This window comes from Kitasatospora sp. NPDC059646 (genome assembly GCF_042734615.1).
In the GTDB taxonomy this organism is placed as follows: Bacteria; Actinomycetota; Actinomycetes; order Streptomycetales; family Streptomycetaceae; genus Kitasatospora.
This window is the reverse complement of record NZ_JBHWDS010000037.1, coordinates 1-23,659: the sequence shown is the minus strand read 5'-3', so window position 1 is coordinate 23,659 and position 23,659 is coordinate 1. Positions and strand designations below refer to the sequence as shown.

At 74.6% G+C, this 23,659-nt stretch carries 23 protein-coding genes; 8 read left to right on the top strand and 15 right to left on the bottom strand.

Features of this window, described 5'->3' with window-relative positions:
* Nucleotides 1-72 precede the first annotated feature (72 nt).
* The 3 genes from ACFV1L_RS24160 to ACFV1L_RS24150 are packed head-to-tail and all read right to left on the bottom strand — an operon-like array spanning nucleotide 73 to nucleotide 3,565.
* Nucleotides 73-963 (bottom strand): SDR family oxidoreductase, encoded by an 891-nt coding sequence (locus ACFV1L_RS24160; RefSeq protein WP_380369095.1) that lies wholly within the window; start codon nucleotides 961-963, stop codon nucleotides 73-75.
* Complete coding sequence (locus ACFV1L_RS24155; protein ID WP_380369092.1) at nucleotides 960-1,970, bottom strand: alpha/beta fold hydrolase; 1,011 nt, start codon at nucleotides 1,968-1,970, stop codon at nucleotides 960-962. The genes ACFV1L_RS24160 and ACFV1L_RS24155 overlap by 4 nt, the downstream gene beginning before the upstream one ends.
* The gene (locus ACFV1L_RS24150; protein WP_380369089.1) at nucleotides 1,967-3,565 is read right to left on the bottom strand and encodes a flavin-containing monooxygenase; all 1,599 of its coding nucleotides are present in this window, start codon (nucleotides 3,563-3,565) and stop codon (nucleotides 1,967-1,969) included. The genes ACFV1L_RS24155 and ACFV1L_RS24150 overlap by 4 nt, the downstream gene beginning before the upstream one ends.
* 318 nt (nucleotides 3,566-3,883) lie before the next feature.
* On the opposite strand from ACFV1L_RS24150, the gene ACFV1L_RS24145 reads away from it, so the two are divergent.
* Both ACFV1L_RS24145 and ACFV1L_RS24140 read left to right on the top strand, forming a co-directional pair.
* Entirely contained in the window at nucleotides 3,884-4,633 is a 750-nt protein-coding gene (locus ACFV1L_RS24145) for a MerR family transcriptional regulator (protein WP_380369087.1), read from the top strand.
* Between the two features lie 250 nt (nucleotides 4,634-4,883).
* Nucleotides 4,884-5,684, top strand: coding sequence for an inositol monophosphatase family protein (locus ACFV1L_RS24140; RefSeq protein ID WP_380369203.1), 801 nt, complete (start codon nucleotides 4,884-4,886; stop codon nucleotides 5,682-5,684).
* Nucleotides 5,685-5,691: 7 nt separating this feature from the next.
* Here the strand turns inward: ACFV1L_RS24140 and ACFV1L_RS24135 are convergent, their stop codons facing one another.
* Together ACFV1L_RS24135 and ACFV1L_RS24130 are read right to left on the bottom strand one after the other, a co-directional pair.
* Nucleotides 5,692-7,140 (bottom strand): pyridoxal phosphate-dependent decarboxylase family protein, encoded by a 1,449-nt coding sequence (locus ACFV1L_RS24135; protein ID WP_380369084.1) that lies wholly within the window; start codon nucleotides 7,138-7,140, stop codon nucleotides 5,692-5,694.
* 83 nt (nucleotides 7,141-7,223) lie between these two features.
* Nucleotides 7,224-8,597, bottom strand: a complete 1,374-nt coding sequence (locus ACFV1L_RS24130; protein ID WP_380369081.1) for a diaminobutyrate--2-oxoglutarate transaminase family protein — start codon at nucleotides 8,595-8,597, stop codon at nucleotides 7,224-7,226.
* Between the two features lie 177 nt (nucleotides 8,598-8,774).
* On the opposite strand from ACFV1L_RS24130, the gene ACFV1L_RS24125 reads away from it, so the two are divergent.
* Entirely contained in the window at nucleotides 8,775-9,440 is a 666-nt protein-coding gene (locus ACFV1L_RS24125) for a class I SAM-dependent methyltransferase (RefSeq protein ID WP_380369079.1), read from the top strand.
* Between the two features lie 116 nt (nucleotides 9,441-9,556).
* Here ACFV1L_RS24125 and ACFV1L_RS24120 read toward each other — a convergent pair whose 3' ends face one another.
* Nucleotides 9,557-10,273, bottom strand: coding sequence for a response regulator (locus tag ACFV1L_RS24120; protein WP_380369076.1), 717 nt, complete (start codon nucleotides 10,271-10,273; stop codon nucleotides 9,557-9,559).
* A gap of 55 nt (nucleotides 10,274-10,328) precedes the next feature.
* Nucleotides 10,329-11,963, bottom strand: coding sequence for an ATP-binding protein (locus ACFV1L_RS24115; RefSeq protein WP_380369073.1), 1,635 nt, complete (start codon nucleotides 11,961-11,963; stop codon nucleotides 10,329-10,331).
* Nucleotides 11,964-12,154: 191 nt separating this feature from the next.
* On the opposite strand from ACFV1L_RS24115, the gene ACFV1L_RS24110 reads away from it, so the two are divergent.
* Nucleotides 12,155-13,516 (top strand): cation:dicarboxylate symporter family transporter, encoded by a 1,362-nt coding sequence (locus ACFV1L_RS24110; RefSeq protein ID WP_380369071.1) that lies wholly within the window; start codon nucleotides 12,155-12,157, stop codon nucleotides 13,514-13,516.
* Between the two features lie 80 nt (nucleotides 13,517-13,596).
* Here the strand turns inward: ACFV1L_RS24110 and ACFV1L_RS24105 are convergent, their stop codons facing one another.
* The 6 genes from ACFV1L_RS24105 to ACFV1L_RS24080 form a co-directional block, all read right to left on the bottom strand.
* Nucleotides 13,597-14,544 (bottom strand): hypothetical protein, encoded by a 948-nt coding sequence (locus tag ACFV1L_RS24105; RefSeq protein ID WP_380369069.1) that lies wholly within the window; start codon nucleotides 14,542-14,544, stop codon nucleotides 13,597-13,599.
* Between the two features lie 73 nt (nucleotides 14,545-14,617).
* Complete coding sequence (locus ACFV1L_RS24100; protein WP_380369067.1) at nucleotides 14,618-15,148, bottom strand: hypothetical protein; 531 nt, start codon at nucleotides 15,146-15,148, stop codon at nucleotides 14,618-14,620.
* A gap of 163 nt (nucleotides 15,149-15,311) precedes the next feature.
* Nucleotides 15,312-16,673, bottom strand: coding sequence for a protein kinase (locus tag ACFV1L_RS24095; RefSeq protein WP_380369064.1), 1,362 nt, complete (start codon nucleotides 16,671-16,673; stop codon nucleotides 15,312-15,314).
* Entirely contained in the window at nucleotides 16,670-17,425 is a 756-nt protein-coding gene (locus ACFV1L_RS24090) for an FHA domain-containing protein (RefSeq protein WP_380369063.1), read from the bottom strand. The genes ACFV1L_RS24095 and ACFV1L_RS24090 overlap by 4 nt, the downstream gene beginning before the upstream one ends.
* Before the next feature lie 176 nt (nucleotides 17,426-17,601).
* Nucleotides 17,602-17,823 (bottom strand): DUF397 domain-containing protein, encoded by a 222-nt coding sequence (locus ACFV1L_RS24085; protein ID WP_380369060.1) that lies wholly within the window; start codon nucleotides 17,821-17,823, stop codon nucleotides 17,602-17,604.
* A complete protein-coding gene (locus ACFV1L_RS24080; protein WP_380369058.1) occupies nucleotides 17,820-18,692 on the bottom strand; it encodes a helix-turn-helix domain-containing protein in 873 nt (290 codons plus the stop codon). The genes ACFV1L_RS24085 and ACFV1L_RS24080 overlap by 4 nt, the downstream gene beginning before the upstream one ends.
* Nucleotides 18,693-18,997: 305 nt before the next feature.
* Here ACFV1L_RS24080 and ACFV1L_RS24075 point away from each other — a divergent pair, with 305 nt between their 5' ends.
* The 3 genes from ACFV1L_RS24075 (at nucleotide 18,998) to ACFV1L_RS24065 (ending at nucleotide 20,555) form a co-directional block, all read left to right on the top strand.
* Nucleotides 18,998-19,414, top strand: a complete 417-nt coding sequence (locus ACFV1L_RS24075) for an ATP-binding protein (protein WP_380369055.1) — start codon at nucleotides 18,998-19,000, stop codon at nucleotides 19,412-19,414.
* Nucleotides 19,415-19,519: 105 nt separating this feature from the next.
* Nucleotides 19,520-20,227 (top strand): hypothetical protein, encoded by a 708-nt coding sequence (locus tag ACFV1L_RS24070; RefSeq protein WP_380369052.1) that lies wholly within the window; start codon nucleotides 19,520-19,522, stop codon nucleotides 20,225-20,227.
* On the top strand, nucleotides 20,217-20,555 hold the full coding sequence (locus ACFV1L_RS24065; protein WP_380369049.1) for a hypothetical protein: 339 nt from the start codon (nucleotides 20,217-20,219) through the stop codon (nucleotides 20,553-20,555). Before ACFV1L_RS24070 ends, ACFV1L_RS24065 begins: the two co-directional genes overlap by 11 nt.
* A 7-nt stretch (nucleotides 20,556-20,562) precedes the next feature.
* Here the strand turns inward: ACFV1L_RS24065 and ACFV1L_RS24060 are convergent, their stop codons facing one another.
* Together ACFV1L_RS24060 and cynR are read right to left on the bottom strand one after the other, a co-directional pair.
* Nucleotides 20,563-21,774, bottom strand: coding sequence for an MFS transporter (locus ACFV1L_RS24060; RefSeq protein WP_380369047.1), 1,212 nt, complete (start codon nucleotides 21,772-21,774; stop codon nucleotides 20,563-20,565).
* Between the two features lie 136 nt (nucleotides 21,775-21,910).
* Complete coding sequence (gene cynR, locus ACFV1L_RS24055) at nucleotides 21,911-22,870, bottom strand: transcriptional regulator CynR (RefSeq protein ID WP_380369045.1); 960 nt, start codon at nucleotides 22,868-22,870, stop codon at nucleotides 21,911-21,913.
* Nucleotides 22,871-22,994: 124 nt separating this feature from the next.
* On the opposite strand from cynR, the gene ACFV1L_RS24050 reads away from it, so the two are divergent.
* The gene (locus ACFV1L_RS24050; RefSeq protein ID WP_380369044.1) at nucleotides 22,995-23,576 is read left to right on the top strand and encodes a carbonic anhydrase; all 582 of its coding nucleotides are present in this window, start codon (nucleotides 22,995-22,997) and stop codon (nucleotides 23,574-23,576) included.
* The last annotated feature ends 83 nt before the right edge of the window (nucleotides 23,577-23,659 follow it).

Below are 23,659 nucleotides of genomic sequence, written 5' to 3'. Positions count from 1 at the left end.
ATGTCAGGGTCGTGGTCACAGGGCGGTCGCCGTCATGCGACGGTCGCCGTCGCGTGGTGCTCCGACCGACCGTCACTCCGCCTTGCCGGCACGGGCCTTCTGGTCGGCCTGGCCGCCCGCTCCGACCGGACGCAGGCGGGTGTCGGCGGTGGCCTTCAGCTGGGGCGCGAGCCGGGCCACGTCGCGGGAGCCGACCGCGGCGATCAGGCCGGGCAGCACGGCCCGGATCGGCTGCATGCCGCGCAGCCAGGCCTGCGCGTAGACGTGCGCGGAACGGCGGCCGATGCCGGCCACCAGGCGGTCCACGGCCGGGCCGATCGGGTAGGTCTTGTTGGCGGGCCAGGGCAGCTTGGCCCGCATCTGCCGCAGCACCGCGTCCTCGTCGGCCCCGCGCACCATGTCGGTGTCGGTCCAACTGAGGTATCCGACGCCGACCTTGACGCCCTGGTAGGCGACCTCGGCGCGCAGCGCGTGGGCGAAGGACTCGACCCCGGCCTTGGAGGCGCAGTAGGCGGACATCAGCGGCGCGGGGGTGAGCGCGGCCAGCGAGGCGATCTGCAGCAGGTAGCCGCGGCTCTCGGCAAGCGCGGGCAGGAAGGCCCGGGCGGTGGCGACGGAGCCCAGCAGGTTGACCTCGATCACCCGGCTCCAGGCCCGGTGGTCGCTGTCCTGCATCGGGCCGCCGAGCGCGATGCCGGCGTTGGCCACCACGGTGTCGATCCGCCCGTAGCGGTCCTTGATCCGGTTCGCGACCTCGGTCATCGCGTCCAGGTCGGTGACGTCGGCCTCCCAGGCGGAGGCGTGCTCGCCGCACTGGGCGGCGACCGCCTTGAGTTCGGCGGGCTCCAGGCCGACCAGCGCGACCTTGGCGCCCCGGTCGGCGAGCTTGCGGGCCATCAGCGCGCCGAGGCCGCGGGCGGCTCCGGTGATGACGACGACCTGCGAGGACAGCGGCGGGGTCATGCGGTCTCCTCCACGGCGGCGGACTGGGACGGGATTTCGGGAACGGCAGCGCCGTCGGCGTCAACGGCGCGGTCAACGGCGGCGGGGGCCGCCGACAGCTCGTCGGCGACCAGTGCGGCGACCCGGCGGATCTCGTCGGCGACCTCGGCGGGCCGCTCCAGCGGGCTCATGTGGCCGGCACCGGGGAGTTCCAGCAGGCCGCGCGGGTCGGCCAGGGCGGCGGCGATCCGGCGCGAGTGCACCGGCGGCGTCAGCCGGTCGTTGCTGCTGGTGACGACGGCGGTCGGCGCGGTGATCCGGGCCAGTTGGGCGTGCACGTCCAGCACGTCCAGCACGATCGACCAGTGGTGGCGCACCTTCGGCGGGCAGGCGTGCACCACCTGCGCGCAGGCCTGGACCCGGTCGGCGGGCGTGGCGGGGCCCATGGTGGCGTACTTGAGGACGGCCCGGCTGATGCCGTTGATCGGTCCGAGCGACAGCCGCGACTGGAGCACCGGCCGGCTCAGCAGGCGCCGCAGCCTGCGGCCGCGCACGAAGGCCGGGAGCACCGTCTGTTCGTCGACGAGTTCGCCGGCGCCGGTGTTGAACAGCACGTTGGCGGCGGTGCGGGCGGCCACCTCGGGGCGTCCGCCGGCCGCCATGATGGTCATGCCGCCCATGCTGTGGCCGGCCACCACGGCGCGCCGCCCGGCCGGGACGGTCGCGATGAGCACCGCTTCGAGGTCCTCGGCGAGCTTGTCGGCGCCGTACCCGGCGGCGGTGGCCGGCGCGGGGCTGCGGCCGTGTCCGCGCTGGTCGTAGGCCACCACCCGGAAGTCGGCGGCGAGCCGGTTGATGACGGGCGCCCAGAACGTGGTGGCGCACGTCCAGCCGTGGGCGAGCACGAGCAGCGGTGCGCCCTCCGGCCCGTACTCCTCGGCGTTGAGTTCGGCGCCGTCGGCGGAGCGGACGGTGTGGACGGCCGCCGGGTCGGGCAGCACGCAGTCGGCGGGGATACGGGGGCTCATACGGGCACCGCCTCGGGGTCGAGCGCGTCGCCCGACGGGGCTGTGCGCTTGAGGAGTTCGTACTCGGCGAGGTCGACGTGCCGGGTGGCACGGCGGAAGGCGCTGGTGGAGGCCGGCCACAGGACGGTGTTCTTGCCGTCCTGGTCGAGGTACCAGCTGCGGCAGCCGCCGGTGGTCCACACCGTGCGGCTCATCCGGTGCTGGAGTTCCAGGTTCCACTGGCGCTGCGCGCGTTCGGTGGGCTGCATGGCAGTCGCACCGAGCGAGTCGAGGGTGGTGAGCGCGTCGATCACGTAGTTCAACTGGGACTCGATCATCAGGATCATCGAGTTGTTGCCCAGGCCGGTGTTCGGACCGATCAGGAAGAACAGGTTGGGGAAGCCCCGCACGGTGGATCCGCGCAGCGCCTCCATACCGTCCTTCCACGCTTCGGCCAGCGGCATGCCTCCGATCCCGTGGACCCGCTCGGCGATCGGCAGGTCGGTGACGTGGAAGCCGGTGCCGAAGACGATCGCGTCGACCTCGTGCTCGCTGCCGTCGGCGGCGACCAGCGTGCTGCCCCGGAGTTCGCGCAGACCGGAGGCGACCACCTCGGTGTTCGCCGCCGCCAGTGCCGGGTAGTACGTGTTGCTGAGCAGGATGCGCTTGCAGCCGATCCGGTAGTCCGGGGTGAGCTTGGCCCGCAGCGCGGGGTCGGCGACGGCCCGGTGCATGTGACGGAGCGCCACCTGCTGGACCAGCTTGAGGAGTTGCGGGCGGCGCACGAAGGCGTCCACCTGGAGCTCGCGGATCACGAACAGCGCGGAGCGGCGCAGCAGCCCGCTGGGCGGGAGCTTGCTGTGCAGCCACTTCTCCACACCGGTGACCTCGCGGTCGGCACGCGGCAGGACCCAGGCCGGGGTGCGCTGGAAGACCGTCAGGCTGCCCACGACGGGCTGGATCGCGGGGATGATCTGCGCGGCGGACGCGCCGGTGCCGACGACGGCGACCCGCTTGCCGGTCAGGTCGTAGTCGTGGTCCCAGCGGGAGGAGTGGAAGACCTTGCCGGGGAAGCCGTCCAGGCCGGGCAGTTGGGGTATCTGCGGGTCCGCGAGGGGCCCGGCGGCGGAGATCACGGCGTCGGCGGTCCAGCTCCCGGCACGGGTGGTGACCCGCCAGCGGGTGTGCTCCTCCTCCCAGCGCAGCTCGGTGACCTCGGCGCCGAACCGCAGGTGGGGGCGGAGCCCGAAGGTGTCGGCGACCTTCTCCAGGTAGGCGCGGATGTCCGGCTGTCCGGAGAACACCCGGGGCCACTGCGGGTTCGGCGCGAACGAGAACGAGTACAGGTGCGAGGGCACGTCGCAGGCGCAGCCCGGGTACGAGTTGTCGCGCCAGGTGCCGCCGACCGAGTCCGCGCGTTCCAGGATCACGAACTCGGTGATCCCGGCCCGGCGCAGCCGGACTCCGGCGCCGAGACCGCCGAAGCCGGAGCCGACGACGGCGACCCGCACGTGCGGCACGGCCTGCGGCGCGGCGTCCGGCCCGGTCCCGGCCTCCGGCTGCGTTCCGGCGGGGGTGGGTTCGGTGGTGGGCTGCTTCTTCGTACGGGGTGCCATGGGCGGGCCTCCTGGCGGGGGTGTGGCGGCACGGGCCGGTGCGATGCGATGCAAGCGCGAATGGCGTGGGGCGGCGCGGTGCAACGCAGGGTGGTGCGGGGCGGTGCGAGGCACCGCGGGTGGTGCGGGGCGGAGCTGCGCGGGTGGCGCGGGGTGGTGCGCGGGTGGCGCAGCGGTCTGCTGGTGGAGTCCTGGACGTTGCCAGTAATCACTGGCGCGTTGGGCAGAGTAGCCCTTATTGACACCGAGTGGAATAGCGCCGACGCCGTCGATTCCGCGTATGTCCGCCCCCGCCCCGGCGGCCCTATGCTGACCGGCGTGGCGGAGATCGAGAAGGACCGCGAACCCCCGCGCGAGTACCGCATCGCCGAACTCGCCGAGGCGGCCGGCATCAGCGTGCGCACCGTCCGCTTCTACCGCGAACGCCGCCTGCTCCCACCGCCCCGCAAGGCCGGCCGGATCGCCTGGTACGGCCCCGAGCACCTCGCCCGGCTGCGCCTGATCGCCGAACTCCTGGACCGCGGCCACGCGCTGGGCGGCATCGCCGAACTGATCGGCGCCGGCGAGGACGGGCGCGACGTCGCCGAACTGATCGGCCTCCAGGCCGCGCTGGTCGCCCCCTGGTCCGACGAGACGCCCGTCCACCTGAGCTGGGACGAGCTGCGCGCCGCGTTCGGCGACCAGCTGACCGAGGCCAACACCGCCGAGTCCCTCGCCCAGGGCTTCATCACCGTCGACGCCGACGGCATCACGCACATCAGCCGCCGCCTGATGGACGCCACCGTCGCCCTGGTCGACGAGGGCGTGCCGCTCGCCGCCGTCCTGGAGGTCAGCCGGCACGCCAGCGAGTACGCCGACGCGATGGCCGACATCTTCGTCGGCCTCATCCGCGACCGGCTGCTCGGCGCCCTCACCCACGTCCAGGACCTCACCCCCGCCGAAGCCGCCCGCCTCACCGACCGCATCCACCGCATCCGCCCCCTCGCCCGGGCCGTCAACGACGCCCAGTTCGCCCTCGCCATGGACCGCCGGGTCCGCGCCGAGTACGACCGCCTCGCCGCCGAATAGCCCGGCCGAAGCGGACGGACCACTCGGAGTCGCGCACCACCAGCCACCCGCGCACCACCCGCCACACCCCTCCCCCTCCCACCGCCGCAGGCACCCTCCCCACCCCGCGGCCACCCACGCACCACCCCCCACCGGACCCGCCCCTCCACCGGCCCCGGCCCCCCTCCATGCCCCACCAGCCACCTGCGCACCACCCGTCACACCCCGGCATGGGAGAGTGGAGGGCGGCGAAGGGAGCCCGGGCGTGTTGATGGAGAAGGTCACCGAGATCCTCGTGGAGGCGTCGGCGGAGGCGGTCGAGCCCCGGTTCCGGGCGCTGGCCGCGGGTGAGGTGATGGAGAAGGCCCCGGGCGAGATCGTCACCGTCGCGGACCGGGACGCCGAGCGGATCATCGCCCGCCGCCTGCGCGACCTGCTGCCCGTCCCCGTCGTCGGGGAGGAGGCCGTGGCCGCCGACCCGGCTCTCGCGCGGGCGCTGCTGGACGAGCCCGCCGCGTGGCTGGTCGACCCGGTCGACGGCACCAGGAACTTCGTCGCGGGCCAGCCCTCGTACGCGGTGATGGCGTCGCTGGTCCGCGGGGGGCAGGCCGTCGCCGCGTGGATCTGGCAGCCGTGCACCGGTACCGCGTACACCGCGGAGCTGGGTGCGGGGGCCTGGCGGAACGGGGAGCGGCTGGTGCGCGAGAAGGTCACCACTCCCCCGGAGTCCTGGACCGGCATTCTGAAGACCCGTTACTTCGCCCCTCCCACCAGTCACCACCTGCTCGCCAACGCCCGCGCCCTGGGCCCGCTCGACCCGGGTCGCGGGGCCGCCGGCATCGAGTACCCGCTGGTCGCCACCGGCGAGCGCGACTTCGTGCTGTACTGGCGCACCCTCCCGTGGGACCACGCCCCCGGTTCGCTGCTGATCACCGAGGCCGGCGGCCGTTCCGCCCGCTTCGACGGCTCGCCCTACCTGCCGGAGCCTCCCGGCGGCACCAACGGCCTGCTGGTCGCCTCCGACCCGGAGCAGTGGGAGACCCTCAGGGAGATCCTGCTGAAGGGCGTCTGAGGCCCGGTCAGGTGGCGCCAGCGACCGCCCGGCCGCTCTCGACGACGGCCGCCAGCAGCGCCTCCACTTCCCGCTCGGTGGTGTGCGGGTTGAGCAGCGTCAGCTTCAGCCGGATCCGGCCGGGCCCGGTGCCGGGCAGTTCGGTGCGGCCGACCACGGCCCGGCCGGTGCGCAGCAGGCGGCGGCGCAGCTCGGCGTTGACGTGGTCGCTGTCCGCGGTCGCGTAGCGGAACACCACGGTGGTCAGCACCGGGTCGCAGTGCAGTTCCAACTCCGGTTCGGCGCGGACGAGTGCGGCTGCTCGCAGGGCCAGGTCGTGGCAGCGGTCGACCAGTTCGCCGAGGCCGTCGCGGCCCAGCGCGCGCAGGGTGACGGCGAGTTTGAAGGCGTCGGGGCGGCGGGTGGTGCGCAGGGACTGGCCGAGCAGGCTGGGGTAGCCGGCGTCCTCGTCGTCGGCCGGGTTGAGGTAGACGGCGCGGCGGGCGAGGGAGGCGTAGGTGCGGGCGTCGCGGACCAGGAAGACGCCGGCCGCGGCGGGCTGCCAGCCGAGTTTGTGCCAGTCGAGGGCGACGGAGTCGGCCCGGTCGATGCCGTCCAGCAGCGGGGCGAGGCGGTCGGAGAAGAGCGCGCCGCCGCCGTACGCGGCGTCGACGTGGAGCCAGGTGCCGTGCCGGGCGGCGAGGTCGGCGACGTCGTGCAGGGGGTCGACGGCCCCGGTGTCGGTGGTGCCGGCGGTGGCGACGACGGCGATCGGGGTGGCGCCCTCCCAGCCGGCCTCGGCGAAGGCGTCGGCCAACGCGGCGGGTTCCATGCGGAGTTGGCGGTCGACGGCGACGGCGCGGACGGCGTGTTCGCCGAGGCCGAGCAGCGCGGCGGCGCGCTGGACGGAGAAGTGGGCGGTCTCGGAGGCCAGGATCCGGGGGCGGACGTTGCCCGGGATGCCGTTCAACTCGACGTCGGGGCCGAGGCGTTGGTCCCGGGCGAGCATCAGGCCCATCAGGTTGGACTCGGTGCCGCCGGTGGTGAGCACGCCCGCCGCGCGGTCCGGCCGGAAGCCGACCGAGGCGGCGAGTTCGGCGAGGAGTTCGCTCTCCAGGGCGGTGGCGGCGGGGGCCTGGTCCCAGGAGTCCTGGGAGGGGTTGAGGGCGCTCACCGCGAGGTCGGCGGCGACCGCGACGGCCAGCGGCGGGCAGTGCAGGTGCGCCGCGCACGCCGGGTCCGCCGGGTCGGCGGCGCCGTGCGCCAGCAGCTCCACCAACTGGCCGAGTGCGCCCGGCCCCCGGGCATCGGCGAGGGCGACCCGGACCGCCTCCGCGACCGCGTCCGGCTCTCCGGCGATCACCGGCCCGCCGCGCCGCACCGCCCCGGCGGTCAGGGCCGCCAGGGTCTGGGCGACCAGCGGCCGCAGCGCCTCGGGACCGGCCACGCCGCCGGAGAGTTCGGTTAACCCGCTCACTTCTTCCACCACTCCCAACTGTCGGATCCGGCCGCCGCTGCGGCGTCCGGTGCTGCGCTCGGGCGGTGCCCCCGGTCTTGCGCTCAGGCGGCGCCGTCGGTCTGCCGCATCGCGAACTCGACGGCGTCGCAGAGCCGTTCGAGGACGGCGTCGGCCTGCTCGTCGGTGATGGTGAGCGGCGGGAGCAGCCGCAGGACGGCGTCGTGGCGGCCGCCGAGTTCGACGATCAGGCCGCGGGCGAGGCAGGCTTCGCGGACCCGGACGGCGAGGGCCGGGTCGGCGGGGCGGGCGCCGCAGCTGTCGGGTTCGCCCGCGGGGTCGACGAGTTCGACGCCGAGCATCAGGCCGCGGCCGCGGACGTCGCCGATCACGGGGAGGCGGTCGCGGGCGCCGTCGAGCCGGGCCGTGATCCGGGCGCCGACGGCCTCGGCGCGGGCGGCCAGCCCGTTGGCGGCGATGTGGCGCAGCGTCGCGGCGCCGGCGGCCATGGCGAGGGTGTTGCCGCGGAAGGTGCCGGTGTGGGCGCCGGGCTGCCAGCCGTCGTACTCCTCGCGGTAGACGACGACGGCGAGCGGGAGGCTGCCGCCGATGGCCTTGGAGAGCACCATCGCGTCGGGTTCGATGCCGCTGTGTTCGACGGCCCACATCCGGCCGGTGCGGCCGACGCCGGTCTGCACCTCGTCGACGATCAGCGGGATGCCGCGTTCGGCGGTGATCCGGCGCATCTCGCGGAGCCAGCCGTCGGGGGCGGGGACGACGCCGCCCTCGCCCTGGACGGGTTCGAGGATCATCGCGGCGGCGGGGAGGACGCCTCCTGACGGGTCGTCGAGGAGGCGCTCGGTGTACGCGGCGGCGAGTTCCGCGCCGCGGTCGCCGCCGATGCCGAACGGGCAGCGGTAGGCGTAGGGGTACGGGAGCCGGGTGACGTCGCCGGCGGTGGGCAGCGGGGCCTTGACGGCGGTGTTGCCGGTGACGGCGAGCGCGCCGGCGGTCATGCCGTGGTAGGCGCCGGTGAAGGCGAGCGCGCCGCGGCGGCCGGTGGCGGTCTGCATGAGTTTGAGGGCGGCTTCGACGGCGTCGGTGCCGGCCGGGCCGCAGAAGTGGATCCGGGCCCTGACGGCGAAGCTCTCGGGCAGGCTGTCGAACAGTGCGGTGGTGAAGTCGTCCTTCTCGGCGGTGGCGAGGTCGAGCAGGTGGAGCGGGGCGCCGCTGTCCAGGGTGCGGCGGATCGCCTGGAGCACCACAGGGTGGTTGTGGCCGAGGGCGAGGGTGCCGGCGCCGGAGAGGCAGTCCAGGTAGCGGCGGCCGTCGGCGCCCTCCACGGTCATGCCGTTCGCGCGCACCGGGACGATCGGGAAGGACCGGGCGTAGGTGCGGGCGGCCGACTCGCGGACGCGCTGGCGGCGCAGGATCGCGTCGCCGGCGGGCGCGGCGGCGGTGCCGACGGTGAGGGTCACAGCGGAACTCCCTTGGAAAGTTAGGTAAGGCTAACTTTACTCTTGGGGTCTCGGCGGCCGCCCCCACCAGGCCCTTTGATCACCCGTCCGAGTGAGCCTGCGCCGCCCCTTCGCGCCCGCCCCATCAACGAGCGCGGCCGCTCCGGGTCACGGCCACCGCCCAAGTACCCTGCCGCCATGGAGACTCCGCAGCCCGCCGACCCGACCGCCGGCGCCGACGCGACCGGCCCCGCCACCGCCCCCGCCGACGCCCACGCGCGGGAACTCGCCGACACCCGCGCCTTCTTCGCCGAGCGCGCCGCCCGCTGGGACGGCAAGTACCCGGACGACAGCCCGCGGTACGCCGCCGCGATCGCCGACACCGGCCTGACGGACGGCCAGTTCGTGATCGACGCGGGCTGCGGCACCGGCCGGGCGCTGCCGCTGCTGCGCGCCGCCGTCGGACCGTCCGGCACCGTGCTCGGCGTCGACCTCACGCCGGAGATGCTCGAACAGGCCGCCGCGCACCGCGCCGACGCCGCGCTGATCGAGGCCGACTGCACCCGGCTCCCGCTGCCCGACGCGGTCGCCGACCTGGTCTTCGGGGCCGGTCTGATCTCCCACCTGCCGGGCCCCGGCACCGGCCTGCGCGAACTCGCCCGTGTCACCCGCCCCGGCGGCCGCCTCGCGCTCTACCATCCGCTCGGCCGGGCCGCCCTCGCCGCCCGGCAGGGCCGCCCGGTCACCCCGGACGACCTGCGGGCCCGCGAGCGGCTCTTCCCGCTGCTCGCCGGGACCGGCTGGAAACCGCTTTCCTACACCGACGAGCCGACCCGCTACCTCGTCCTCGCCGAGCGGACCTGAGCGGCCCGGGCACACCTGAGCGGCCCGACGCACCCGAGCGGCCCGACGCACCCGAGCGACCCCGGCCCGCCCGAGCTGCGACGGAGGGTCCCGACGGTCCGTCAGTCGCCAGTCCGTCAGTCCGTCTTCCAGCGGTAGCCGAGTTCGGGGCGCCCGACCTGGCCGTAGCGGGGTTCGCGGGTGGCGCGGCCGGTGCTGACCAGGTGTTCCAGGTAGCGGCGGGCGGTGATCCGGGAGACGCCGGTGGCCTCGGCGGCGGCGCCGGCGGAGAGCCCGTCGGGGGCGGTGCGCAGTGCGGCGGCGACGGTGTCCAGGGTGGCGGCGCTCAGGCCCTTGGGGAGGCTGGTGCGGTCGGTGCCGCGGAGCAGGGCGAGCGCCCGGTCGACCTCGTCCTGGCCGAGGGCCTCGCCGTCCCGGCCGAGGCTGGCCCGGTAGCGGGCGTACTGGCCCAGGCGGTCGCCGAGCGCGGCGGCGCCGAACGGTTTCAGCAGGTACTGGACGACGCCGGCGGTGACGGCCTGTCGGACGGTGGCGAGGTCGCGGGCGGAGGTGACGGCGATGATGTCGGCGGTGTGCCCGGCGGCGCGCAGCGCGGCGCACAGGTGCAGGCCGTGGCCGTCGGGCAGGTAGAGGTCGAGCAGGATCAGCTCGACCGGAAGTCCGGACTCGCGGGCCCGCTCCAGTGCGCGGAACGCCTCGGCGCGGGAGTGCGCGGTGGCGGTCACGGCGAAGCCGGGGGTGCGGGTGACGTACCGGGCGTGGGCGTCGGCGGCGACCGGGTCGTCCTCGACCACCAGCACCCGGATCGGCCGGTCGTCGGGCCTGCCGTTCACGGGCCCACCTCCTGGCGGTCCGGTCGGGGCTGGACTTCCGCTCTGCGCGCGCCGGTCATGCGTCCACCGCCGGGCGCTGGAGCGGGAGTCGGACGGTGAGCACCGCGCCGCCGCCGGGCCGGCCGGGATCGCCGAGCCGGACGTCGCCGCCGTTGCGGCGGGCGGTCTGGGCGACCAGGGCGAGGCCGAGGCCGCGGCCGTGCTGCTTGGTGGTCCAGCCGCGGCGGAAGACCTCGTCGGCGGCGGCGGGGTCGACGCCGGCGCCGGTGTCGGCGACCCGGAGCAGCAGGTGGCCGTCGTCGGTGCGGGCGGTGACGCGGACTTCGGGGGCGGCCTGGGCGGCGTTCTCGATGGCGGCGTCGACCGCGTTGTCGATCAGGTTGCCGAGCAGGGTGACCAGGTCGCGCGGGGTGAGCCGGTCGGGCAGGACGCCGTCGTCGATCCGGCTGTCCTCGGTGAGGTGGAGTTCGACGCCGCGTTCGGCGGCCTGGGCGGCCTTGCCGAGCAGCAGCGCGGCGAGCACGGGTTCGCCGACGGCGCCGACGACCTGGTCGGTGAGCCGCTGGGCGAGGGCGAGTTCGGCGGTGGCGAACTCCACGGCCTCGCGGTGCCGGCCGAGTTCGATCAGCGAGACGACGGCGTGCAGCCGGTTGGCGGCTTCGTGGGCCTGCGCGTCCAGGGCCGAGGCGATGCCCTTGACGGTGTCCAACTCGCCGGTGAGGCCTTGGAGTTCGGTGTGGTCCCGAAGGGTGACCACGGTGCCGAGGCCGGGCCCGACCGGCGAGGTGTTGAGCAGCAGCACGCGTTCGGCGGTCAGGTGCACCTCGTCGCGCACCGGCTCGGCGGACTCCAGTGCCCGGGTGAGCGAGCTCGGCAGGTCGAGCTGGCGCACCGTCGGCTGGCCCACCGGGTCGGCGAGCCGGAGCAGTTCGCGGGCGGCGTCGTTGCAGAGCAGGACGCGGTGGTCGCGGTCGAGCAGCACCAGCCCTTCGCGGACCGAGTGCAGCGTCGCCTGGTGGTAGTCGTACAGGTGGGCGAGTTCCTCGGCGTCCATGCCGTGGGTGTGGCGGCGCAGCCGGGCGGCGAGCAGGTAGCTGGCGGCGGCGCCGAGCGCCAGGGCGCCGGCGGCGATGCCGACCAGGGCGAGCAGCGGGGTGCGCAGCCGGGCGGAGATGTTGTCGACGGTGATGCCGGCGCTGACCAGGGCGACCACGTGGTGGCCGTCGTCGTAGACGGGGGCGACGACGCGCACGGACGGGCCGAGGGTGCCGGTGTAGGTCTCCTGCTGGAGGCGGCCCTGCTGGGCCTGGTCGATGTGGCCGAGGAACGGGCGGCCGATCTGCGCCGGGTCGGGGTGGGTCCAGCGGATGCCCCGGGGGTCCATGACGGTGACGAAGTCCACCCCGGTGTCGGTGCGGACCCGCTGCGCGTAGGGCTGCAGGACGGCGCTGGGGTCGGGTCCGGTGGCGGCCTCGCGGACGGTGGGAGCGTCGGCGAGGGAGAGCGCGACGGCGGTGACCTGGTGGCGGGCGGTGTCCTCGGCGCGGCCGGCGGTGAACAGGTAGGCGAGGACGGCGCCGCCGGCGACCACGGCCCCGACGATGACGACCTGCACGGCGAACAGCCGTCCGGCCAGGCTGCGTCGCCGGCGCGGGCGGGCGGGGCCGGCGGGCGGGCTGGTCGGGTGCATGTCGACCAGTGTGCCCGGTGGCGGGCCGCTGGTGGCGGGTGCGGGGGTCCGCCGTGAACTCTATGACCGCAATCGTGACCTGGCTCACGTCCGGGCGGATAGTCGTGCGCGGCCCGCCACCCACGGGCCGGTCGTGTCCGCTCCCCCCGGCGGCGCGACGAGAGCGAGCCTACGGCGAAGGAGCCGCGCGGATGACCCCCACCACGAACGCGAAGCCGACGAAGAGAGCGGACCGCACCCACTTCCTGTACCTGGCGGTGATCGTCGCGGTGGTCGCGGCGATCGTGGTGGGTCTGGCGGCGCCGAAGTTCGCGGTGGAGCTGAAGCCGGTCGGCACCGGCTTCGTCAACCTGATCAAGATGATGATCTCCCCGGTGATCTTCTGCACCATCGTGCTGGGTGTGGGGTCGGTCACCAAGGCGGCGAAGGTCGGGCGGGTGGGCGGTCTGGCGCTCGGCTACTTCCTGCTGACCTCGACGGTCGCGCTCGGCATCGGCCTGCTGGTGGGCAACCTGCTGGAGCCGGGCAGCGGGCTGCACCTGACCTCGGCGCTGGCGAAGTCCGGGCACGCGCAGGCCGCGGCGGGCGCCGCGTCCACCACCGACTTCCTGCTCGGGATCATCCCGACCACCCTGGTGTCGGCGCTGACGCAGGGTCAGGTGCTGCAGACGCTGCTGGTGGCGCTGCTGGTCGGTTTCGCGCTGCAGGGCATGGGCGCGGCGGGCGCGCCGGTCCTGCGCGGCGTGGAGCACCTGCAGAAGCTGGTGTTCCGCGTGATGTCGATGATCATGTGGGTGGCGCCGATCGGCGCGTTCGGCGCGATGGCGGCGGTGGTCGGCGCGACCGGCACGGCCGCGCTGAAGAGCCTCGCCGTGATCATGATCGGCTTCTACGTGACCTGCGCGCTGTTCGTGGTCGTGGTGCTCGGCCTGCTGCTGCGGCTGGCCGCCGGGGTGAACGTCTTCGCGCTGCTGAAGTACCTGGGCCGGGAGTTCCTGCTGATCCTGTCCACCTCGTCCTCCGAGAGCGCGCTGCCCCGGCTGATCTCGAAGATGGAGCACCTCGGCGTGAGCCGCCCGGTCGTCGGCATCACCGTGCCGACCGGGTACAGCTTCAACCTGGACGGCACGGCGATCTACCTCACCATGGCGTCGATCTTCATCTCCGAGGCGATGGACAAGCCGATGTCGATCGGCGAGCAGCTCTCCCTGCTGCTGTTCATGGTGATCGCCTCCAAGGGCGCGGCGGGCGTCACCGGCGCCGGCCTGGCCACGCTGGCCGGCGGCCTGCAGTCGCACAAGCCCGCGCTGGTCGACGGCGTCGGCCTGATCGTCGGCATCGACCGCTTCATGTCGGAGGCCCGCGCGCTGACCAACTTCGCGGGCAACGCCGCCGCGACGGTGCTGATCGGCCACTGGACGGGCGAGCTCGACCGGGAGCGGATGAACGCCGTCCTGGCGGGCGCCCTCCCCTACGACGAGAGCACGAGCACCGCCGAGCACGCCGACCTGCCCGCCCAGGCGCAGGCCCCGGCCGCCACGACCGCCGCCTGACGCCGCGTCTCCTCGCCGCCCCCGTGGGCGTTCCGGTGCTGCCGGACGCCGACGGGGGCGCGGCGCTTCCCGGCAGCCGCTCAGGCGGGTTCGGGGGTGGTGCCGGAGACCGCCCAGGCGAGACCGCTCGCCGGGTCCGCGAGTGCGACGTGCAGGTGGCGCAGGTCGTCGCCGGGCTCGGTCCAGGCCAGGCAGTGCAGGCGGCCGACCAGCGCGTCGAGGCGGGCCGGGTCCTCGCCGGCGGCGCCGTCCATCGCCGCGAGCAACTGCCGGACGGCGAGCCGCCCGTGGGCCGCGCCGCGGTCGGGCCGGGCGGACGCGAGGTGCACCAGGGCCGGGTACAGCGCGGCGAACGGCAGCTGCCCGCCCGTGACGGCCGGCCCGGCGGCCAGCTGCGCGGCGGCGTCGGCGGCGCGGCCCGCCACGCACACGGCGAACGTCCAGTCGGACAGTCCGGCGAGCAGCGCCGTCGCCGGGCCGCCGATCGACCTGGCTCCGGGGGGCGGCAGCCTGAGGACGCCCAGACCCTCCCGGGTGGGCGGCGCGAGGTGCAGGGTGCGCCGCGCCCCGCCGCCGGGCAGGTACTCGCGGACCCGGGTGTCGCGCTCCCACCCGGCGTCCTCCCACGGGCGCAGCGAGACGCCCTCCCCGGGCGGGTCCTCGCCGAGCAGGGCGCGGGTGTGCGCGGCCAGGCGGCGGATCGCCGGCGGCAGCGGCAGCGCGGCGAGCACCGGCCACGGGTGCCGGGTGGCCAGCACCTCCCACAGCGGCCCGGCGTCGTGGTCACTCACCGTCGCCGCCGCGCCGGGCCCGGCCGCCGGGTCGAACAGCCCGCCGGCGATCGCGGCGGGCGCGCCGTACGCCACCAGGTGCCCGAGCGGACCGGACAGCGGATCGTCCAGCGCCTTCGCCAGGCGGAAACGTTCCAGCAGCTCCCGCCACTCCCCCCGCGCGGCCAACTGCCGCCCCGACGGCCCCCACCCGTACCGCGCGGGCCGCGAGGGCCCCGCCCCGTTGTCGACGATCATCCGCTCAATGTACGACCGCAAGCAGGTGACACCCCGCCGACACGGACGTGACGGAGTGTCACCCGGCGGCGGGTCAGGCCCGGCCGTACAGCTCTCCCAGGAGATCGGTCCGCGCGTAGTCGTCGTACACCCGGAGGCCGATCGTCGCGCCGGCCGCGGCGGAGAAGGGGTGCACGTCGTAATCGATCACGTCGTCCGTTCCGGTGACGCCCAGCGGCGCGGACCAGCCGCCCCCGTTGATCCGGTAGGTGACGTAGATGCTGTCCCCGTCGTTGCGGGTGTCGTAGACCCAGATCTCGTTGGTCTTCGGATGCATCTCCACCTTGGCGACCATCCCGTCCGCGTCGCTCAGCGTGATCTTGACGGCCTGGCCCCCTCCCACTTTCTCGAAGAACGTGTTGTCGGCGGAGTCGTTGAGGCGGCAGCCGGCGGACTCGCTCCTGACGGCCAGGTCCCCCCACAGACGCTCGCAGTTCGAGGTGTCGACCACCGCGTAGTGGAACGTCAGCGGCCCGTACGCCTGCGCCGGCGCGGCGCTGAAGAGCATCGAGCCGGCCACCATGCCCAGCGCGCCCAGGGCGGCCAGGCGGGAACGGATCTTCATGTGCTTTCCCCCTCTGTCGGTTTGCCTGCACCGAAGAGTGCCCGGCGTCGGGCTCCTGCCGCTCCTGTGAAGTGACAGGTTCCCCCGGACCGGCATCGGGTGCAGACTCGCGTCACTCGCCAGCGGGTGACGTGCTCCCTGTCCCGGGGCGGGCACGGTGCTGTCAGCAGCGTTCGGTCCAGACGTGGGAGCGGGGGGAGCGGGTGAGGTCGAGGTTCTGGCGGGTGCCGCGGGGGAGGCAGTCGATGCGGTCCTGGAGTTGGGCGCCTGCGTAGTAGACGACGTGGACGAGTGGCTCGCCGGATTCGGGGCCGATGCCGTTGTTGAAGACCGAGCGGGGTGTCTGCCGGTCGGCCCAGCTGCAGCGGGAGGCGCCGCCGAGCCAGTCGGTCTCGTCGCCCTCCCAGGAGCACATCCGGCCGTTGCCGTCGGGCTCGGCGAAGAAGCAGACGTTCCCGCTGAGGCAGCGGTCGTAGCCGACGAGCGAACTGCCGGGCGCCGCAGGGTGTTTGGCCGTCACGGCGGCCAGGCCGAGGCCGGCCGCGGTGAGGGCGCCGGCGCAGGCGAGGGCGGTCAGTGACCGGCGCAGCAGGCGGGCGGTGCCGAGCGGTCGGGGCGCGGCGGCGCCTCTGGCGGCGGCGCGGACCCGGGGCAGCACGGAGGCGGCGTCGTGCGGGGCGCGTTCCCGGTGGGTCGGGGCGAGGCAGTCGGTGATGATCTGCCGCCAGTCGGGCGGGAGTTCGGGTGAGAGCCGGAGCTGTTCGGTGCCGCGGGCGTAGCGGACGGTGGCGTCGCGGCGGGCGGCGGCGGTGGCGCCGGGCAGGGGCGGCGCGCCGGTCAGGACCAGGTGGGCGAGGACGCCGAAGGCCCAGATGTCGGTGGTGGGCCGGATCCGTCGGCCGCGTTCGGCCAGGTCGCCCCAGAGGATCTCCGGCGGTGTGTAGTCGGGGGTGGCGAACATCGGCGAGTAGGCGTGCGTGCCGTCGAGTTCGGCGGCGAGGTTGAAGTCGGCCAGCCGGGCCGAGCCGTCGGCCATCAGGAGCACGTTGGCCGGTTTGAGGTCGCCGTGCAGCCAGCCCGTCCGGTGGAGTTGGTGCAGGCCCTCGCAGATCTCGACGAGCAGTTCGGGCCCCCGGTCGGGCCGGGGCGAGCCGTTCAGCAGGTCCTGGAGCGAGCTCTCGGCCCGGTCGAGGACGAGGACGGTGGCGCCGTCGAGGTCGGGCTGTGACGGGTCGTCGACGGTGAGGACCTCGTGCAAGCGGATCAGGCGGGGCGCGCGCACCCGGCTCAGCAGGTCGATCTCGCGTTCGGCGAGGTCGCGGAGGTACCGCAGTTGACGAGGCGTGCGGGTGCCGGTGGGCAGGAACTTCAGTGCGGCGTCGGCCGGTTGTCCGCCGTCGCCGCGCCGGGCCGTGTAGACGCTGCCGAAGCCTCCGGTGCCCAGTGGGGCGCCGACGGTCCAGGGCCCGAGGCGGTAGCCCGCGGGCACGGGCACGGCGCAGGACTGCTCGTCGGGCCGGCTCATCGGGCGGCTCCGACGCCGGCGTCGAGGACGGCGAGGTCGTCCTCGCGGACGATGTCGAAGCGCAGGGCGAGCGACACCAGGGACTCCTTCATGCCGTTGCGCCGGGTGCCCGGCTCCGGGTCGCGCAGGGTGTTGGCCAGGCGCAGTTTGACCGCCAGGTAGTTGATGTTCCACTGCACGGTGGAGCGGCTGGCGGCGGGCCAGCCGGGGCGCAGCCGCTCGACGAGTTCGTCCGCGGTGGGCAGCGGCGCGTGGGCGGGGGCGTCGCGCAGGCGGGGTTCGCAGAGGGCGACCAGGACGGCGAAGTAGCGTTTGGTGCGGTCGAGCGCGAACGCGGCGGCGGTGGTGGCGCCTTCGGGGAGCCGGGGGCCGGCGCCGAGGTAGTCGTGCCGGGGCGCCCAGACGTCGAAGGTGAGCAGGTCGCCCGCGGCGGGCAGCACGATGCGCGCGAACTCGAACGGAACGGGTGCGTCGAGTCGGCCGGGCGCGACCTTGATGTGCTCGCCGCCGCCTTCCGGGTTCTCCACCACGTACGTCCGCTCGAGGTTGAGGTTGCTCAGGGTCCAGAAGGTGCCCTGCGCCAGGATCTCCCCCGCGGTCCGTGACACGCCGCCGTGCCCGATGATCAGGCGCTGGTGCCGCCCCGGTAGGTCCGCGGGGCTGCGGCCGAAGACGAGCCGCTCGCCGGCCGCCAGTGTGAGGTGTTCCTGCGGCTGCGGTCCCCCCGGCGGCACCACGATGATGGTATGCATACTCACCCCCGGTGCTCAGGATAGGGAAGCCCGCCCCGGGCGGGGGTGGTGTCCGCCAAGAGGCGGCCGGGCGTCCGGTTCCGACGTGCCGTCAGGTCGGTCGGCGGTCGAACGGGTCCGGGCGCGGGAAGGGCCGCCTGCCGCCGGCGGTTGCCGGGGAGGCGGCCCTGGGCCGATCAGACGTCGAACGTCGCGGCGAAGGCCACCAGGCGGCCGAACGCCTCGCGGCTGACGAGCAGGGCCGGTCCGGCGGGGTCCTTCGAGTCGCGGATGGCGATGGCGTCGAACGCGGTGCCGGTGAGGTCGGCGTGCTCGACGCAGTTGTTGCCGCCGCCGCTGTACGACGACTTCTTCCAGCCGGCGCCCACGAGTTCGGTGGCCGCGATGTGCGTGGTCATGTACTGATTCCTCGGGTGAGTTGGTGCAGGAACTCCGGTGTCGCCTCGGACGGGAGGGCCGAGCGGGTCAGCGCTTCGAACATCCTGGTGAACCGGCCGATTTCGCGGGGCTTGTCCGTGAGGGACATGCTGGCCCCCGCGAAGTCCACCTGGACGGCGGCGGGGAGGGAGGCGCCGAGGTCCAGGAGCGTGAAGTCGCTGAGCGAGAGGTAGCCGCGCACGGTCTGCGGCAGGATCTGCACGGTGACGTTGTCGAGGGCGGCCAACCGGGCGATCTCCTCGTACTGGCCGCGCATCACCGTCTCGTCGCCGACGACGTACCGGAGCGCGGGCTCGTACAGGATGGCCCAGAGCTTGACCGGGTCGTCCGCGCTCACCAGCCGCTCCTTGCGCGCCATCCGGATGGCGACGGCGGTGTCGATGAACTCGGTGGTGAACTCCTCGATCGGCTTGGCGCTCTCGTGCAGGGCCCGGGCGTACGCCTCGGTCTGGAACAGGCCGAGGACGCAGGTGGGGTGGAAGGCCCGTATGGCCTGGGCGGAGGACTCCACGCCCAGGAAGCGCGGCATCGAGGGGGCCATCGGCGCCACCATGTAGGGCGTCCACCAGTCCTGGCGCGAGGCGGTGCGCTGGATCTCCACCAGCCTGTCGACCGCCTCCTCGTCGTCGATGCCGTACCGGGCCAGCAGTTTGCGCAGGTCCCCGGCGTTCCGCAGGTCCTGGAGCCCGGTCTCCACCCGCTGGAGCTTGGTCTCGCTGAACGGCAGGCCCTTGACGGCCTCCTCCAGCGTCAGGCCCGCCCGTCGGCGCAGGATCCGGAGTTCGTGCCCGAGTTCGATCCGCCGTGTCGTCGGCCTCGGCCGTGCCACCACGCGCTTACCTCCCGGGTCCATGCGTTCACCGCCCGTGCGGACGAGCGCAGTCTGACACGTCATCAGTTTGCCGCGCCACGCCATCCGATCGCCGCGGCATGTGCCAGTTCCCACCCTCGGGGTGATTCGACGCCGATTCCGTTGCAGATTCATCGCCGACCCGCCACGGTGTGTGGGCAGCCCGGATCGACGGGCCGCCGGCGGGCGGCCCCGAGCGGGCCGCCGCGTCCACCTCCAGCCGATCAACGGAGGCCTGCCATGCACCGCTCCGACCCGCCCCGCCCGCACCACCGGGAGCCGGCGTGACGGCGGCCGGGATCGCCCCCGTCGCGAGCACGGGACTGCCGGGGCCCGAGACGGCGGTGCTCCGCTACCGGCCCGAGTCGGCGCGCTCCGCCCGCCGCCTGGTGCGCGCCAAACTGCGGGAGTGGCAACTGCCGCACCTCGTTGACGCGGCCGAGCTGATCGTCACCGAACTGGTCTCCAACGCGTTGAAGACCGGCTGCACCACCCTCATGCAGGTCGGCGTCCGGCACCGGGCGGACGGCACGGTCCGCATCCAAGTGCGCGACGGCTCGCGCGAATTGCCGGTGGTGGTGGAGGCCGGACCGGACGACGAGAGCCACCGCGGCCTCACCCTGGTCCGCTGCCTCTCCGCCGCCTGGGGCGCCGACCGGGATCCGTACGGCAAGACCGTGTACGCGGACCTCCGCCCATGACCGACCGCGGCACGGCCGGTCCGGCCAGGGTCGGCGCATGTCGGCGGAGCCGGTCCGGCCAGGGTCGGCGCGTGTCGGCGGAGCCGGTCCGGCTAGGGTCGGCGCATGTCACAGGAGCACACGGCGGACGGGAGCGGAACGCCGGGCCCGGCCGCGCGAACGGCCGTCACCGCGGCGGACGTCGAACTCGCGGTGCGGACGGCGGTCGGCACCCTGACGGGCGCGCTCACGGCCGACTGGTCCGTCCCGGCCGGGGAGTTGGCGTGGGACTGCTGGGAGACGGTGGAGCACGCCGCGGACGCGCTGTTCGGGTACGCGACCCAACTCGCGCCCGCCCGGCCCCCGTTGGACGGCTACCTGCCGTACCGCTGGCAGCGCGAGCGCCCGGACGGGCCGGCGAACGTGCTGTACGTGGACCGCGCCGCCGGCCCGGCCGGCCTGCTGCGGACGCTGGAGGCCGGCGGCGGCCTGCTCGCGGCCGTGGTCCGGACGGCCGCCCCGCAGGTCCGGGCGTTCCACTCGTACGGGGTGTCCGACCCGGAGGGGTTCGCCGCGATGGGCGTGGTGGAGACCCTGGTGCACACCCACGACGCGGCGTCCGGCCTCGGCCTGCCCTGGAGCCCGCCCGCGGGGCTGTGCGACCGGGCGCTGGCGCGGCTGTTCCCCGAGGCGCCCGCCGGCGCCGGCCGGTGGCCCACCCTGCTCTGGGCCACCGGCCGGGCCGCACTTCCCGGGCACCCCCGCCGCACCTTCGAACACTGGCACAGCGCACCGCTCACCGAGCCGAACGACGGGCAGAACCATGGGAATTGAGCTCGAACTGCACTCCGCCCGGCCGGCCCGCTCCAGCTGGTCAACCTCCCGGGCCACCCTGCTGCGCGGCTCGTACGAGCACGGCGACGCCCTGGACCAGGCACTGAGCACGCTCGACCCCCGCGGCTCCGGCCGGCTCCGGCAGGTGGACCCGTACGGCGACACGCTGTTCGGCGAGCAGGAGGCCGAGGCCGCGCTGCGCGAGATCCCGGACCTGCTGGAGCGCTGCGTCTACGAGTCGCAGGCCGCCGCCGTACGGGACTTGGCCGCCCTGCTGACGGCCTGCGCGAACACTCCCGGCAGCTACCTGTGGTTCATCGGAGACTGACGGGCCGTCAGCTCTTTACCGGCAGTGCCCGCCCCGCGCCGCCCCGCCGCCAGGACGGTGCGGCGGCGAGGGCGGCGAGCACGGGCGCGGCGGCAAGCAGCAGGCAGAGCGGCAGCGGGACGCGTTCGGTGAGCAGCCCGACCAGCGCCGTGGAGCCGGAACCGCCCGCGTTGAATGCCGTGTTGACCCAGGCACCGGCCCGGGTGCGCTGCTCGGGCGGGGCGATCTCGTCGGTGAGCAGGTAGGCGGTGGTGAGGGTCGGTGCGACGGCCAGGCCGGCGAGCGCGGCGACGACGGCCAGCACGGGCAGGGACGGGGCGAGCGCGGCGAGGGCGAGCGCCGCGCCGAGGGCGGCGGTCAGCACGGTGAGTCGAGTCGCCGCCGGGGCGCGCCAGTTGAGGGCGCCGAGGGCGAGGCCGCCGATCGCGCTGCCCGCGGCGAGCGCGGCCTCCACCCAGGCGACGTCCGCGTCCCGCCCGTGCCGACCGGCGAACACCACGGCCAGCAGGCCGAACGCGCCGAGCCCGGCCCCGGCCCCGGCGGCCGCCGCCAGCGGCTGCCGGGAGCGGGACAGCAGCCCCCGGGTCGACGAACCGGCGGGCGTCCCACCGGACTCGTCCTGCTGCGCCGTCGCAGCCGGGACGGCGGCGGCCAGCGTCAGCGTCCCGCCCAGCACCAGCACCGCGCTGAGCAGCAGGCCGACCGCGGGCCGGGCCGCGGTGGCGATCAGGCCGGCCAGCAACGGGCCGGTGACGTACAGGAGTTCCTCGGCGACGGTGTCCAGGCTGTAGGCCCGGCGCCGCAGTTCGGGGTCGGCCACCAGGCGGCTCCACTGCGCCCGGGTGACCGGTCCGAGCGGTGGGGCCGCCACGCCGCACACCGCGGCCAGCGCCAGCAGCACGGGGTACGGGGTGCCGGGCCGCCAGGTGGCGGCGGCCAGGGCGAGCAGGGTGAGCGCGTACCCGGTGGCCATCGGCGGCAGGACGCGGCGCGGGCCGTACCGGTCGACCAGTCCGGCCCGGAACGGGAACAGCAGCACGCTGACGGTGGAGAACACCGCCATCACCCACCCGGCCCGCGGGTACGAGCCGGTGGTGCCGCTGACGGCGAGCAGCAGGGAGAGCGAGACGGTGCCGTAGGAGAGGCGGCCGATCAGGGCCGAGCCGAAGAGTCGGGCAGCGCCGGGGGTGCGCAGGACAGCCCCGTAGGACGAAGACATGGTGGAGTTCCTCGAAGGAACGGCGCGCAGCGCGCCGGTGAAGGTGGACAGGGACGCCGGAGGAACCGCGCCACCGGTCGTGGTGGGCGGTTGCCGCGCGGGGTCCTAGTCACGGTCGAGGAACATGCCGGCCATCCTAGCGGACCGGTTCGGGGGCTCCGGGGCGCGACTGACGCGCCGTCACCGGCTGCCGCGCCGGCCGGTACCCGCGGGCCTGCACCAGTTCGTGCGCGAGCCGCGTGAACGCCCGGCCGGCCGCGCTGCGGTACGCACCCTCGCGGTGCAGCAGGGTCACGGTGCGCGTCGGCAGCGGCGGTTCGAGCGGGACGGGGCGCAGGTGCGGGTGGTCGTGGGTGACGGCGTCGGGCAGGACGGTGGCCAGGTCGGTGCGGCGGACGATCTCGGTGAGCGCCTGGACGGAGTTGGCCTCGACCGTGATGCGCGGGGTGCTGCGGTGCGCGGCGAAGTACTCGTCGATGTGGCCGCGGGTGGCGAAGTCACCGCTGAGCAGCGCGAGTTGCTCGTGCCGCAGGGCGTCGACCGGTAGCGGTCCGGGCATCGTGCGGGCGCGTGCGGCGGCGGCCACCAGGCTGAGCGTCTCGACGAACAGGGCGGTGGCGGCCAGTCCGGGGAGGTGGGGGCCGGCGAACGCGATGCCGAGGTCGAGGTCGTCGGCGAGCAGCGCCGTCTCGATCCGGTCCTGGGTGAGCTCGGTCAGCGTGAGGCCGATGCCGGGGTGGCGGGCGTGCAGTTCGGCGGTGAGCGGGCCGACCAGGTAGGCCGTGAAGGTCGGGGTGACGCCCAGCCGCAGGTGGCCGCGGGTGAGGTCCTGGACGTCGTGGACGGCGCGTTCGGCGGCCGCCAGGTCGCGCAGCGCGCGCCGGGCGTGGTCGGCGTAGACGGCGCCGGCGTCGGTGAGTCGCACGGTGCGGCCGGTGCGGTCCAGGAGCTGGACGTCCAGGGTCTTCTCCAGCTGCCTGATCTGCTGGGAGAGCGTGGGCTGCGAGATGTGCAGCTCCTCGGCGGCGCGGGTGAAGTTGCCCTGTTCGGCCACGGCGAGCAGGTAGCGCAGGTGACGCAGTTCGACGGAAGCCACGGACGTCACTATAGATGGTGTCGATCGTTTCCATGGTCAGCACCTCTTGGACGCTATGAGGCCAGGTCATGCATGGTGGATCTCACCGGGCCACCGGGTCCGACCCCACTCGAAGGGAGTGACCATGCAGGATCTGACCGACGGCCTCGCCCGTTTCCAGCGCGACGTCTTCCCGGCCAAGAAGGAGCTGTTCGCGCACCTGGCGACGCACCACACCCCGGGCACGCTGTTCATCGGCTGCTCCGACGCCCGGGTGGTGCCCGAGCTGATCACCGGCACCGAGCCCGGCGACCTGTTCGTCGTCCGCACCGCCGGCAACCTGGTGCCCGCCCACACCCCCGAGGCCGACGGCGTCTCCGCCAGCATCGAGTACGCGGTCGCCACGCTGAACGTGCGGGACATCGTCGTCTGCGGCCACTCCGCCTGCGGCGCGATGACCGCCCTCGCCGAGCGCCACGACCTCAGCTCCGCGCCCGCCGTCGCCTCCTGGCTGCGCCACGCGGACGCCTCGGTGGCGCGGACCGCCGCCGACGGCGACGTCCCGGCCCTGGTCCGGCAGAACGTCCTCGCCCAGCTGGCCAACCTCGCCACCCACCCCGCGGTGGCCCGGGCGACGGCCGCCGGCCGGGTCGCCCTGCACGGCTGGGTCTACGACATCGCCACCGGCGCCGTCGAGGACCTCACCGCCCCCACTCTCGCTTCCTAATGTCGTTGTCAAGCTGTCTCGGTCACTGGAGGTGTGACGTGGTAGCACCGTCGGTCACGGATCAGCGCCCACAGGACGTTGAC